This is a genomic window from Gemella sp. zg-570, assembly GCF_018866345.1.
Classification (GTDB): Bacteria; Bacillota; Bacilli; order Staphylococcales; family Gemellaceae; genus Gemelliphila.
In genome coordinates, this window is sequence record NZ_CP076443.1 from 80502 (window position 1) to 95935 (window position 15434).

Below are 15434 nucleotides of genomic sequence, written 5' to 3' on the forward strand. Positions count from 1 at the left end.
TAGTTTTAATTTATTATTTTATATAATTTTTAACTAGATAAGGTAAAAAATAAAATATTCTAAAAAATATTTTAATATTCAGAAAATATAGTTGACTTTTGCATATATTAATGATATATTACTATTAATTATTTCAAAGCACCCGGGTGCTTATTATTTTTAAGGAGGATTTTTAATGAAAAAAAGCAAATTTTTAAAAGTTTTTAGTTCTGCTATGGCTTTGTCATTAGTTCTTACTGCTTGTTCTTCTGGTACTTCTACTAAGAAATCTAGCGGAGCAAAACCTGCCGTAGAATTTAAAACTTCTGTAGACAATGGAGGAACAGCTGTTAATACGCCACTTAAAGTTGGTATTTTGTCAAATGCCCCTTTAATAGGCATGTATAATCCTGCATTTGCATTAAATGCAACAGACCTTTATGTTACGGCTGCATTTACGGGAGATACTTTTAAATCTGATGATTTAAAACGTTTTAAACAAGACGACGATAGTGGAGCAGTAAAGTTACACCTAGATAAGGATGCGAAAACTGCAACATTGACAATTAACAAAGACCTAACTTGGTCTAATGGTCAACCCGTTACAGCCAAAGATATAGTTGCTACTTATGAATTAATGGGTAACAAAGACTATGTGGAAAATATTCGTTATGAAGATACATTTGATTTAATCGAAGGTATGAAAGACTACCACGAAGGGAAAGCTGATAAAATTTCTGGTATTACAGTAAAAGATGATAAAACAGTAGTTATCAAATATACTAAATTATCACCAGCTCTATTATGGGGTTCTGGCTTTATTTCAAGTTTCTTAAATGCTGAACAAGTAGCTGAAGCATCAAAAGACTTCACTAAATTTGTTGAAGCAGAATTAAATACAAAACCACTATCTTATGGACCTTATGTAATCGACCAAGTGGTTGCTGGAGAAAGTGTTTCACTTAAAGCTAACGAACACTACTTCAAAAAATCAGAAGTTAAAACTAAAAATATTGAATTTAAACGTGTAGTACCAGCCCAAGCTAGCCAGGTTATGAAGGCAGGAGAAGTAGACCTCATGGGAGACCTTACTGCAGATATCTGGTCTAATACAAAAGACTTACAAAATGGAACAATCTTAGGGCAACCTGACTACTACATGTCTTATGTAGGATTTAAACTAGGTAAATTTGACAAAGAAAAAGGTGAAGTAGTAGTCAACCCTGACGCTAAAGCAGCTGATGTTAGGGTGCGTGAAGCATTCGGTTACGCTGTTGATTGGGACCAAATCAATGCTAAACTCTACCAAGGTCTAAGATTTACACCTACTGGTTCAGGTTTATATCCACCGATTGTAAAATTCCTTTACAATCCAGAAAATCCTGGCTACAAACTAGACCAAGAAAGAGCTAAAAAACTTCTTGATGAGGCAGGTCTAAAAGATGTTGACGGTGATGGATTACGTGAAGACAAAAACGGTAAAAAATTAACATTTAACTTTGCTATCCGTGACGTAGGGCAAACATTCGACCAAGCCCTAGCAGATACATTCTTGAAATCTTGGAAAGATGTTGGTTTAGACGTTAAATTAGTAGACGGTAAACTAATGGCACCAAACGAATGGTCACAACGTGTTCAAGCAGATGACCCAGAAATCGATCTCTTCCAAGGAGCATGGGGACTAGGAACAGACCCTAACCCAACGCAACTATTAGGAAACAAATCTCCGCTTAACTTCCAACGTTATACTGACGATAATTTAAAAGCATCCCTAGAGAAAATTAATTCTCCTGAAATGTTTGATGATAATAAATTAAAAGAAGTTTACCAAAAATTCGATAAAGACTTTGCTGAGACAAGAGCATGGTTACCATTTAGCTGGAATACGGCTATGCTTTGGGTAAACAAACGTGTTAAATCATTCGACTTAGTTAAAGCTGGGAAAGGTGAATTAGGATACGAAAACTTAGAATTAACAGCAGACAAAGGTGCTCAAGGATAATTAGACACTGTTAATAAAAAGGCGAATTGCTTTTGCAATTCGTCTTTTCTTTACAGTGTCTTATGCTGAATTTTGCGTGTTAGCAAAATGAAGCGATAGACACAAAAAATATCTTATGCTGAATTTTGCGTGTTAGCAAAATGAAGCGATAGACACAAAAAATATCTTATGCTGAATTTTGCGGTTAAGCAAAATAAAGCGATAGACACAAAAAATATCTTATGCTGAATTTTGCGGTTAAGCAAAATAAAGCGATAGACAGGAAATAATTTTAGGTACAGAATTTTGTATTTTATAAAAATTAAGTCTGCAATTCGTCTTTTCTTTACAGTGTCTTATGCTGAATTTTGCGTGTTAGCAAAATGAAGCGATAGACACAAAAAATATCTTATGCTGAATTTTGCGTGTTAGCAAAATGAAGCGATAGACACAAAAAATATCTTATGCTGAATTTTGCGTGTTAGCAAAATGAAGCGATAGACACAAAAAATATTTTATGCTGAATTTTGCGGTTGAGCAAAATAAAGCGATAGACACAAAAAATATTTTATGCTGAATTTTGCGGTTGAGCAAAATAAAGCGATAGACACAAAAAATATTTTATGCTGAATTTTGCGGTTGAGCAAAATAAAGCGATAGACACAAAAAATATTTTATGCTGAATTTTGCGGTTGAGCAAAATAAAGCGATAGACACAAAAAATATTTTGTGCTGAATTTTGCGGTTGAGCAAAATAAAGCGATAGACACAAAAAATATCTTATGCTGGATTTTGCGTGTTAGCAAAATAAAGCGATAGACGGAGGGTAATTTTAGGTGTAGAATTTTGTAGTTTATAAAATAAAGTCTGCAATTCGTCTTTTCTTTACAGTGTCTTATGCTGAATTTTGCGGTCGAGCAAAATAAAGCGATAGACGGAGGGTAATTTTAGGTGTAGAATTTTGTAGTTTATAAAATAAAGTCTGCAATTCGTCTTTTCTTTACAGTGTCTTATGCTGAATTTTGCGGTCGAGCAAAATAAAGCGATAGACAGGAAATAATTTTAGGTACAGAATTTTGTAGTTTATAAAAATTAAGTCTGCAATTCGTCTTTTCTTTACAGTGTCTTATGCTGGATTTTGCGTGTGAGTAAAATGAAGTGCTAGACGGATGATAATTTTATGTGCTGAATTTTGTATATAAGAAAAATTAAGAAATAACCATTCGTATAATATTTTAATTTTATAAAATACAGATATAAATTCTAAAAAATATAAAATAACAATTTACTTGACAAAAAGAAATAAAAAATATAGAATTAAATTAAGCAAAATTATTTAGAGTTAATATAATAAAAAGACAGGAATGGCGGTTCCTGTCTTTTCTTTTTCAAGGCTAGTTGCTTATTTATTTCTGTCTAACCATTTGCAAATATAATAAGCCGTTATACTTGCCATAACAGAAAAAATAAAATTATTTAGAGTTAACATAATTCCACCTCCTCCTATTGCTAGGTATCGGTAAAGCAACACTAATATTATAACATAAAATAAAAGTAAAATAATAATTTGCTTGACAAAAAGAAATAAACAATATAGAATTAAATTAAGCAAATTAGTTATTGTGAACACAATAAAGAAGACAGGAGGTCAATCCTGTCTTCTTTTACATTTTTTATGTAATGTTTTGTGGCTAAGCAAAGCGAAGCGATAAATACAAGAAAATTTTAATTTTATAATAGATGAAAAAGATAAAATATAAATTATTAAGTATAATAAAAATATAAGATATATTAATATAGAAATTTTAATAGGTATATTAGATTAGCAATTTTATAATTACAGGTAAAAATTATAATATATTGACTATTAGTTTTCAAGAGGCATTATATATATTTATAAGTAAATATAATCTTCTTAACAGTTAATAAAAATAATATTTATTGTATAATAATATAAGATTAAAATTAAGGAAGAATGTTATGAGTATTTTTATCGAAAGAATAGACGATTTTACAAAAGAAAAAAAATATCCGCCAACACCAAGTCAGTGGCAAGCTATAGGTATGAATGGTTGTGATATTTTAGTTTCTGCTGCTGCTGGTAGTGGAAAAACGGAAGTTTTATCAGAAAGAATATCCCGCAAAATAGCTTGTGATAAATGGAATATAGATAGGTTATTAGTTTTAACATTTACGACTGCGGCAGCAAAAAATATGCTGATAAGAATAGAAAATAAAATAGAAGAAAGATTATTAAAATCTGGTAGTAAGGAAGATTTACTCCATCTAAAAAATCAAAGATTATTAATGGGAGATGCTAAGGTTACAACAATAGATAGTTTTTGCCTAAATGTATTGAAAAAATTTTATTATTTAGTTGAAGAAAGCGTGGCAGGTAAAATAAGATATTTATCACCAAATTTCAAAGTTTTATCTAACAATAAAATTTTATTAAAAGATACTGTTGATTACACAATAGAACAATTTGCCCATGAAGATAAAAATTTATTAGATGTTTTGTTTGAAGTATTTGACAGTAAAGAAAAAATTATGACTTTTTTGATAAATTTCTATACAAAAATGCTAACTATTCCCAACTATAAAGATTATATTAAAAATAATTTAGTAAAAAATTTAAAAGAAGATACTAGCTATCAAGACATATATACAAGATTAAAAAGTATTAATACAAATAATATTTTTGAAGAATTAGCAACTATCCAGCAAGCTGTGTCAAGTTTATTAGCAATAAAAAATAAAGAAAATAATTTAGATTTTGCAAATTTAAGTAAGGAAAGACAAGATTTTTTTAATAAGCAAATAAAAAATTTAGACCTAGATGAAAGTTTTAATAATAAACAAGTTTTAAAAGAAGTTTTAACTAGTATCTTGCTTGATATAGAAAATAAAGATGTAGGAGCTGTGTATAATAAAATTTTGCAACTGTTAGATTTTTTAGAAGCAAAAGTAAAAATAGAATTATTATGCCTAGCCATCCCGAAAATATTATTAGCTATTGATGACAATTTTATTTTGGAAAAACGCACCCAAGGATTTTTAGATTTTTCCGACTTAAATCATCTAGCTATTAAGGCTTTGGAAAAAAATATTGATGGCAAAAAATATCCAACAGAAGCAAGTGAATATTATAAAAAATTATTTTTAGAAATATATGTAGATGAGTATCAAGATAATAACGACTTGCAGGAATATATTTTAAATCTTATTAGGGCAGAGGATACTTATTTTTTCAGAGTGGGAGATGTTAAGCAGTCTATTTACGGTTTTAGGGGTTCAAATCCAGACTTATTTGAAGAAAAGTACCAGACCTTTACTAAAATTTCTGATTTGATAAGTGATAATGATTTTGACTTTAATAGGGAATACAAATTCGATAAAGAACTCAAGGGAGTTTGCGTTGTCCTAAAGGAAAATTTTAGAAGTTATGACAATGTTTTAAAATCAAGTAATTTTATTTTCAATAGGTTAATGTATAAAAAAAATGCAGGAGTAAGCTACGACAAAGATAGTGCCTTGTATTTTCCTAGCGTAAAAGAAAAAGAAGAACAAAGAATTGCTACCCATATTTTATGTGCTAGACCAAAACAAAAACTAAATAATGAAGTTATTATTCATAATATTGCTAGAGAAATTTCTCACGGTATCTCACAGGGGAATAATTATAGCGACTATGCAATTTTACTTCGTAGTGCCTTCAATATAAAAAAATACAAGGAAATTTTAAATTCTTATGGCATACCAGTATATTTTAAAGAAAAAGAGGGGCTAACCGAGTCGCACAGTTTTAATCTTATTTTAAACTTGATAAGATTTTTAGATAATCCGTCTTTTGATTATGCCTTGTCGGTCTTACTTCATTCATCTATTTTTAAATTTAGTAATGAGGACTTATTGAAATTATCCTTACTAGACGGAAAAAATCTTTATGAAAAATTAAAAATTTCTAAGGAAGAAAAAGCTAAATATGCCTTGAGTATGTTGCAGAGATGGTTGAACTTTAGTTTTAATTTCAAGCCTATAGATGTAGTCTTGCAATTTGCAAAAGATATTGATTTTATGGAATATATGCGAACTAAGGATATGGACGATACAGAAATTGATTATTACGAAAATTGTTTAGATATTATAAGAGAAGCTAGTAATAATATTAATCTTAGCTACACTTTAAAAGTTTTAAATGATATTAGAGAAGCTGGCGAATATGATACAAAAAGAAAATCTTCTAAAAATAGTGTAACAATTTCGACAATACACATTTCAAAAGGTTTGGAATACGAATATGTTTTTGTTGCAGAGTTAGAAAAAGAAATTAGTAAAAAAGATTATAGCGATAAAATTATTTTTTCAAGAGACTTAGGTTTGAGTATTGATGAAAAAATGTGGTATCCAGCTACTAACAATAAAAATTACTATTTAAACAGTTTATTTATTAAGAAAAAGTCTTATGAAGAGGAAATTCGTAATTTATATGTGGCACTAACAAGGGCTGTAAAAGGTTTATACTTAACGACAACAGCAGAAATAAATCTAGGTGGGGAAGAAAGTTTAGAAATTAATGATAAGGAGCAGACACTTGCAAAATTTGAAAGTGTAAAAAGTTTTGCTGATATGCTAAATATAGTGGCATCTTATTATGATATGGATAATTTAGCTGATGAAACAGAAGAGGATAGCTTGTTTAAAATTTTTGAAATTGATACAGTAGCAGAAAATGAAATAACAAGTGAAGATGTAAATTTTGATTTTCTAAATGAAGAGGTAAGTTTAGAAATAGCAGATTTAAACTTAGCAAGTTCTAGTCAAATAAAAAATGACACCTATCCAGCCAAAACTTCCTACTCAGCCTTAAAACAAGCTAACAATAAAACAAAAATCTCTCAAAAAGAAAAAAATGAATATTTGCTTTTAAAAAATCTAAGCAAAAAAAATAAGGCTAGCCAAGCCATAATGAAGGGAAATATTATTCATAAACTTTTTGAAAGAATAGTAATAGATTTTAGAAATAATAACTTAATTTCTGATATAAATTCTTATCTTGCTAGTTTGCTAAAAAGTTCAGATGATTTTTTAAATATTAAAGAAAAAAGAATTTTGAACCTAGAAGAATATGAATTAATAAATAATGAAATAGATATTAATTTAATTTCTACTTTTATAAATAGTAGGGTTATGGATATGGTAAAAAAATCTGACAGACTTGCCACTGAAATTTCATTTACCAGCCCAGCTCTAGCAAAAGAATTATTTAAAAATAGTAGTAGTGATATGAGTGTGATATTGCAAGGGGTGGTGGACTTGTTACTAATTGAAGATAGTAATAATTATACGATTATAGATTATAAAACGGATTATGTTACAGAAAAAACAGGTTTGAAAATTTTAAAAGAACGTCATGGAGAACAATTAGAACTTTACGCCCAAGCGGTTAAAAAATATTACGGAGCAAATATAAGTGTCAGAAAATATATTTATTCATATATATTAGGTCAACTTATAGAAGTCTAGTAAAATATTAAAATTAGACAGAAAAAATTGATTATGCTATAATTCAAGGGGTAAAAATTTTTGGAGGCTAATATTGGATACTATTAAATTTTTAATTGATTTTGTTTTGCACATAGATAGACACTTGAGCGAATTGATGAACACATATGGCACTTGGTGGATGTATGCAATTATATTTTTAATTATTTTTATTGAAACTGGCGTGGTTTTTATGCCGTTTTTACCGGGAGATTCTTTACTGTTTGCTAGTGGTGCCTTGTGGGCTACGACAGGGAATAATTTTTTCATGCTTTTATTCTTGTGTGTAGCTGCGGCGGTAATAGGAGATAATTGCAACTATTTTGTCGGTAGAAATTTTTCAGATTACCTAAAGAAAAAATCTTGGTTTAAAAAATTTGTAAGTGATAAAAATTTTGAAGATGCAGAAAAATTTGTTGCTAAACATGGCGGAAAATCAATTTTTCTAGCGAGATTTTTCCCAATTATTAGAACGATTGTGCCTTTCATAGTAGGTGCAGGAAAAATGGAATACAAAAAATTTAGAATAATAGATTTTTTCGGTGGTATAACTTGGTGTAGTTTATTTGTTACGGTGGGCTACCTATTTGGCAACATAACTTTTGTTAAAGAAAATTTTTCTTTGCTAATTATTGTAATAATATTAATAAGTTTAATACCTCTACTTGTTGGAGTGGTAAAAACAAAATTAAAAAAATAAGCTTGCAAGCATTCAGAATTTTTTCTGGATGCTTATTTTTTAAATTAAAATAATTTGTCAAATTTATATTTTATTAAAAATAAAAATTAAGAATTGCTAAATAATATTGAAAAAGGTTACAAGTAAATGTTATAATAGAAGAAATAAATATAAGGAGAATTAAATATGCCAAGAATAGTTGTTAAAGGAATGCAAAAAGCTGACTTAAAAGCTGTGAGTACAGAACTTTTAGAAAGAGTAGAAAAAATTATAGCTAGACCCAAGAATGCTTTTACGCTAGATTTATTAGAAAGCGTCGCTATCTATGACGGTCTGGAAATTTCTCGTGTCTATGTAGAAGTTTCTTGGAAGAGTAGACCTGTTGAAGTCTGCAAAGAAGTTGCAGAGTCTATCAATAATATTATAAAAAAAGCTGGTTACGAAAAAGTATTTGTTTACTTCAAAGATTTAGACTTAGAAAAAGAGTTTGAATTTTAAAATCTTAATTTAAAAATCTTGTCTTGTACAAGATTTTTTTATTTTGCAGTAAATTTTATTTTGCAGTAAATTTTATTTTGCAGTAAATTTTATTTTGCAGTAAATTTTATTTTGCAGTAAATTTTATTTTGCAGTAAATTTTATTTTGCAGTAAATTTTATTTTGCAGTGAATTTTTATTTTATAGAAAATTAATAATTTTTTTATTTTTTCCTGTAAAAGTCTAAAATAATGAAATTTCATAGCAATATTTTTTTTATTATGTTATAATGAATATGGATTTTTAAGAAAGGAAGAAAGAAATATGAAAAATAATTTTAATGATAATGACCTTCTTGATAATGATTTAAAAGTAAGAGCAGAAAAAAATAACAAAGCATCATATCAAGAGCTATTAGAAAAAATAAAGACTAAAGTCGAAGCAGAAGCTACAAAAGCTGTAATGGAAAAAAATGATTTTGAAGAAACACAAATTATTAACAGAGAAGAATTAAATAGGGCCTTAGGTCGAGCTAATGCAAAAGAAGAAGAGGTTATAAAATTTAATAATGAATTTGTGGCTAATGAAAGTGGTAATTTTTTAGAAAATAATGAAACTCCTGACCAAAGACCAAAACCAGTGGTGGAAGTTTTGGGCATAAAAAAACGTATCGGTATAAAAACAATAGTTGAAGATATAACATTTGATATGTATCCAGGAGAAATTATTGGTTTACTTGGCCCTAACGGAAGTGGAAAAACAACTATTATGCGTATGATGGTTGGGCTGACAAAAATTTCTAAGGGAGACATTTATTGTTTTGAAAAACCACTCGGTATAGGAAAAACTAAGATGCTAGCAGAAGTTGGTTCGATGATAGAATCACCAGAATTTTATAACTACATGACAGGCTACGCCAACTTAAAACAAATCGCCCGAATTTCGGGCAAGTCAATTTCAAAATCTCGCATTAAAGAATTATTAGAATTTGTCGGTTTAACAAAAGTTGCTCGCAAAAAAGTAAAAACATATTCTCTAGGTATGCGTCAACGTTTAGGTCTAGCCCAAGCCCTACTACACGACCCGAAAGTTTTAATTTTAGATGAACCGGTAAACGGACTTGACCCACAAGGTGTTCAAGAATTTCGTAATAAATTACGAGATATAGCTTCGACGGGAGTTTCTATTATCATCTCATCTCACCTGCTAGATGAAATCGAAAAAGTTTCTGACAGAATTATAGTTTTAGAAAAAGGACGCATCATTGCAGACGACACACTAGAAAATATCTGTGGAGAAGAGGTAGAAAAAACTCTTATCACAACTTACGATGATGACAGGGCAGAAATCTTAGTTAGAGATGTAGATCTTGCTTATGAACGTAGCGAAGAAGGATTCGTATTTGAAAATATTTCTAAAGAAGACAAGGCTAGAGTAATTTCATACTTGGTTGGAAATTATGTAGAAATTGATACCATTAAAGTAGTTAGAAAAACTTTAGAAGAAAGATTTTTAGAAATAACAGGAAAAGGAGGACGATAATATGAAATTATTTATTAATGAGTTTGCAAAAGATTATAAAAAAATTTCTACATACTTATATTTCTTAATTTCTTTTGCAATTTTGTTTATTGTTAATTTTGCAAAAACTAGAGGCGACATTAGCCAAGTTCAAGGGTATCATCTTATTGTAGAACTTTTAAATGTTGTAACAAGTATAAGTTATATTTTTATTTTGATAATGTTTGCTAATAATCTATCCCAAGAATATTCTCGTGGGACAATAAAATTCTTATATTCAAAACCAAAATCACGCTCTAGTATCTTAACGACCAAAATATTCTTAGCCATTTTTAATTATTTCTTATTTACACTTGTACTGGTTGCTTTTGATTTTATTTTAAAATATTTTGTCTTTTACAAGGGGAAAATAAATTTACATACAGTCTTTACAGAAAAATTAGGTGAAGAAAACTTTAATAGAATAGTTTGGCAGCATCTAGGAATTATATTTTTAGCATCTCTAGTTACAGTACTATTCTATATTTCTTTGGTTTTATTAATATGTGTACTATTTAAAACGCAAATTTTATCTCTAGTGGTTGTTTTGGTTATGGTTTTAGCTGGAGGGGCTATAAGTGGCTTATCTACATTAATTATACCAAAATTTGAATACATAAAATATATCTTTACTAATATTCAATCTCTTCCTAGTTATTATATAAGTTTTAACGGAAGAACTATTATTGAAGAAGCATTTAAACTTAATGGTAGAAGTTTATTATTAATGGCATTAGCTTATACAGTATTTTTCACTCTAGTTTCATATATAGTGAATGCAAGAAGAGACATTACTTTAAGCTAAAATACTACAAAGGAGTCTTATATTGAAAACTACTTATAAAAAAATAAATAGAATAAAAGATATACTAGGAATAAATGGTAATACTTTAGTAGCTAGCTATAATAATTTCGATAATGATATTAGTAAGATTTCTCTTGATAATAAAGATTTAGATACACAGATAATTAGATTTTTAAAGAAAAGTAAAGATGAAATAATAAGTGATTTAAAAAATAATAAATTTGTTAAGGTTAAAAGTTGTATGGGAATTTATACAATGTTTTTAGCCAGTGAGGAAAATGCAGAGGAATTTTTTATACTGTCTCCTTACTTAGAAAGTTATATTTCTGTTGAAGACTATCAGGAAATGTTAGCCAAACAAAATATTATTATAACTGACGAAATTATTTCTATCTTGTTTTCTGTTGGCGTAATAACTAAGAAAAAATTTAATTATCTACTAGAATTAATATCTGAGCAAGAAGATATAGATTACTTAAATGCTGTGGCAATTTATACGGATAATAGCGTAAAAAATTCTAAGAAAGTAACAAATAAAAAATACCATATTAGGGAATTACTGAATAATCGCGGAAAATTTAGCAAAGATATTTACGAGGCTGTCTATAATGGCGATGTAACGAAAATTGCTATGATTTACGACTTGAAGATTAAAGAAATTGGTCAAGCAGCATTTGAATTGGGGTTTAGTAGAACTAAAGAACAAAGATATTTTTTAAATGACGTTTTGTATTCTGCCCTGTCGCAAAGTGAAGCAAATTCACTTGATGTAGATGTTATGTGGATCAAGGTTAAAAACAAATTAGATAATGATGATTTCTCAGAAAATATTGTAAGAGGATATAGTATTTTAGTTGATAAGGAAAAATATAAGGACAAGCAACCGGTTGTCCGAAATTGCATAGCCTACATTAATGAACATATTCGTGAAAAAATAAACTTAGATAATATCAGTAGTGAATTAGATGTAAATAAGAGTTATCTATCATCAGTCTTTAATAGAGAAATGGGTTATAGTATAGTTGACTACATTCACGAAAAAAGAATTTCTAATGCCCAGTACCTATTAAAAAATACAGATTTTTCAATATCAGAAATTGCAGATTATATAGGATATTTTGATACAAGTTATTTTATAAGAATATTCAAATCACTTGTAAAATCTACGCCACTAAAATATAGGGAAAATTCCAGATATTTATAATAAATTTAGTGAAATAGATAAATAAATATTAAAAAATGCTATACTTTTTAAATAGTATAGCATTTTTTATGAAATTTTTTAGTAGGGAAAAAATAATTTTAATAAAAAGGCGACTATTTAGTCATCTTTTTTCTGTTTATAGTCTACATACAGTTTTTTAATGATAAAATTTAATGTTATGCTTAAAAAATATAAGCCCAAAATAGTTAATAAGATTTCCACTAAATATTTTTACTATAATAATTGAAAATATTATTGCCAATAATGTTAGTTTTATATTAGTAGTAGTTTTTATTTTTTTTGAATAATATTTTGAATAAAGTAATGATTTTAGTGTTATATAAAATATAATAAATAAAATTATAAAATTAAATATTCTATTGTTCTCTCCAATGACTGTATTTATAAGCATAATGATATTCTCCTGTGTGGTAACCTTGATATACTGTAGGTATCCAGTCTACTTTACAAGTTTAGATAGTCTAAGCAGTTTAAGTAATACTACTTATGGTGAAGTAAATATTAATCAATTTTTTTATTTTTTCCTTTTTTTAATTATACTAAAAATTACAGGAGTAACTAAAATATTTATGATTAATAAGCTATGAGCTATTAAATTAGCATATTTATATGATGAGCTAAAGAAATAAATTGTAACTAAAATACATATAATAATATTAAATAAAAATATCTTTTTTTCTGTATTATTTAACATGCCCAATTACCCGCTGCACCAATGATAGTTCCTACCGTTGCTCCAGTTATACCTACCACCCAGCCTGCCGGACCAGCTCCAGCTAATATTCCAGCCCAAGTATATAAAGCAGTAGAAGCAACACTTAAACCAAACATAGCGTTAGAGCAAGCATTTCGAAATGTATAGATATTATTTATCATATTATTTTTAGATGTATTTCTAATTTCTTTTATAGTATTAGTCAAAGCTCCATCACCATTTTCTTTTATAAAATGATCGTTTAAATTAGATATATATTGACTTATAATTATATCGTTTAATGGGCTATTTATTTCTTTAAGTCTTTGGTTAAGAGATGGATCATTAGTAAATTGAAATCTATATATACCTCTTTTCTTTTGTAACTTAATATAATCTTTAATTATTAACGCTTCCTCTATATCTTTATTAGATATTTTAATTTGTTGTTCCTCAGCCTTAGCCAGATTATCATAATTACTAACTAAAGCAGAGATTGGTGTGATAATTAAGCTAGATGCTAACACTGCACTAGCAAATTTTAATTTTCTACTCATTTTAATTGTCCTCCCTTGTTGATAAAATTTTAATTTTGAAATATTGTGATCACTTCTATTTACATTTTTATTATAACATATAAAAAGACAAAAAACAAGTATTATATTTAAAAAATATATGGTACAATAAGGAGTGTTGCGTTTGCAAAATAGTATAATTATAAAAAATAATTTTATTATTTTTTCTGTTTAGTAGTAAAATTTGAATTTGAAAAATAAAAAAAGACGACTATTTGTTGTCTTTTTATTTATTTTTTATTTTAGTGTATAATTTTAATATATATATATATAATAGCTACAATTATTATATGAAAAATCACTGTTATTAAATTTAATTCTTTTTTTAATATTATATAATATAATATTTCAATCGTTATTGATATTATACTTATTGAGATATAGTGTTTTAAAAAGTTACCCATTATTTATGCAGTCCCAAGTTAATTTTCCATTTTTAAATAAAGTACAACCATATTCTTTACTTCCATAAGTTTCTACTAATTTACCGAAAACAAAACTGCAAGCCCATCCCATTAAGGGACCAACAGCTGCTCCCCATCCTCCAGTTATTCCAGCTCCAATAACTCCACCAGCAACTGAAGCAGATATACAAGCAATTTTACTACTAAATAAACAAGCCCAACTAAAAGCTACTTCTTTTCCTGTAGACCTTTTATTTAATTTAAAATTTTTTTCTTTATTGTTATTATCTACTGAAATAGAGAATGAATTATCAAAATCTACACCATTCCAAGAATATAATTTAAAAGTTTTATCTTTATTTTTTTCTTCTGTTTGAGTTGAAACAAATTTTATTTCAGGTGTTTCATCTGTATAAAGATTGTAATAAGTGTTATCTTCCTCGCTAAAATAATTTATTATCGCTACTATTTTTTCATCATCTACTATTTGGTATGCTGATAAAAATTTCATATTATTTAAATTTAGATATTTTTCTATATCTTTGAAATTTTTTAATTGTTGATAGTTATTAAATTCTTTTATTTTAGTATTTTCTACTTTAGCAGGGCAAATTGGGTTATCAGCCTTAGCCACATTATCATAATTACTAACTAAAGCAGAAATAGGTGTAACTAATAGACTTGAAGCTAAGATTGCCGATAAAAATTTTTCTGTTTCCTCATTTTTATTGCCTCCTTTATTTTTTATTTAATATATTTATTTGCAAGAAAATATATTTTAAAATTATTTTTTACTACTAAGATATATCTTGCACCTCAATCGTAGCATATAAAACAAGGAAAAAAAAGACTGAAAAACACGGCTATATTAATGAAAAACAAGCATCTGTTTAATTAAGATAAAAATATAAATAATACAGGAAAATTAACATCAGATTATAAAGTTTTCATGACTATTAAATTAAAGCAAAATTATATAGTAGACTTTTAAAATTAAACTGTATTAATTAAAAAATTTTTTGATTTATATTTATAATTTAAAAAATTTTTATAAACAAATAAATATAAATGTTTTATTGACATACAGGTTAAAATAATATACAATATTTAGGTGAATTATAAATTTTAATTCGTAGCTTATGTATTTATAACATAGGAAATTAACAATCAACTTAGACTTTTTAAATTCGGAGGGAGGGAAGTCCAATGTCAAAAACTGTAGTTCGTAAAAACGAAACACTAGAGGACGCTTTACGTCGTTTCAAGCGTGCTGTTTCTAAAAACGGTACAATTCAAGAAGTTCGTAAACGTGAGTTTTACGAAAAACCAAGTGTTCGCCGTAAGAAAAAATCAGAAGCGGCTAGAAAACGTAAATTCTAGTTATAAAACGCAAAATTTATTTTAGAAACTAAAATCTAAAGATTTCCCTCTTTTAGATTTAATAACCTTAGGAAATTTTCCTAGGGTTATTTTTATTTTCTTCTTAAAATTTTTATTTAATAAAATATAAT

Annotated in this window: 10 protein-coding genes; 8 read left to right on the top strand and 2 right to left on the bottom strand. The window is 27.5% G+C overall.

Going from position 1 to position 15434, the window contains the following annotated elements:
* The first annotated feature begins 175 nt into the window (after positions 1–175).
* From KMP11_RS00390 to KMP11_RS00420, 7 genes are all read left to right on the top strand, one after another.
* Positions 176–1981 (top strand): ABC transporter substrate-binding protein, encoded by a 1806-nt coding sequence (locus tag KMP11_RS00390; RefSeq protein WP_215755861.1) that lies wholly within the window; start codon positions 176–178, stop codon positions 1979–1981.
* 1959 nt (positions 1982–3940) lie between these two features.
* Positions 3941–7486, top strand: a complete 3546-nt coding sequence (locus tag KMP11_RS00395) for a UvrD-helicase domain-containing protein (RefSeq protein ID WP_216279887.1) — start codon at positions 3941–3943, stop codon at positions 7484–7486.
* Positions 7487–7559: 73 nt separating this feature from the next.
* Positions 7560–8204 carry a VTT domain-containing protein gene (locus KMP11_RS00400; protein ID WP_216279888.1) on the top strand — a complete coding sequence of 215 codons (645 nt, stop codon included), beginning with the start codon at positions 7560–7562 and terminating at the stop codon, positions 8202–8204.
* A gap of 165 nt (positions 8205–8369) precedes the next feature.
* Positions 8370–8681, top strand: a complete 312-nt coding sequence (locus KMP11_RS00405; RefSeq protein WP_216279889.1) for a DUF1904 family protein — start codon at positions 8370–8372, stop codon at positions 8679–8681.
* A gap of 303 nt (positions 8682–8984) precedes the next feature.
* Positions 8985–10202 carry an ABC transporter ATP-binding protein gene (locus tag KMP11_RS00410; RefSeq protein ID WP_216279890.1) on the top strand — a complete coding sequence of 406 codons (1218 nt, stop codon included), beginning with the start codon at positions 8985–8987 and terminating at the stop codon, positions 10200–10202.
* Position 10203: 1 nt separating this feature from the next.
* Complete coding sequence (locus KMP11_RS00415; RefSeq protein WP_216279891.1) at positions 10204–11025, top strand: ABC transporter permease; 822 nt, start codon at positions 10204–10206, stop codon at positions 11023–11025.
* Between the two features lie 22 nt (positions 11026–11047).
* Positions 11048–12229, top strand: a complete 1182-nt coding sequence (locus KMP11_RS00420; protein ID WP_216279892.1) for a helix-turn-helix transcriptional regulator — start codon at positions 11048–11050, stop codon at positions 12227–12229.
* 708 nt (positions 12230–12937) lie between these two features.
* Here the strand turns inward: KMP11_RS00420 and KMP11_RS00425 are convergent.
* Positions 12938–13501, bottom strand: coding sequence for a hypothetical protein (locus KMP11_RS00425; RefSeq protein ID WP_216279893.1), 564 nt, complete (start codon positions 13499–13501; stop codon positions 12938–12940).
* Positions 13502–13915: 414 nt separating this feature from the next.
* On the bottom strand, positions 13916–14557 hold the full coding sequence (locus KMP11_RS00430; RefSeq protein ID WP_216279894.1) for a hypothetical protein: 642 nt from the start codon (positions 14555–14557) through the stop codon (positions 13916–13918).
* Positions 14558–15129: 572 nt separating this feature from the next.
* On the opposite strand from KMP11_RS00430, the gene rpsU reads away from it, so the two are divergent.
* Positions 15130–15303 (top strand): 30S ribosomal protein S21, encoded by a 174-nt coding sequence (gene rpsU, locus KMP11_RS00435; protein WP_135156913.1) that lies wholly within the window; start codon positions 15130–15132, stop codon positions 15301–15303.
* The last annotated feature ends 131 nt before the right edge of the window (positions 15304–15434 follow it).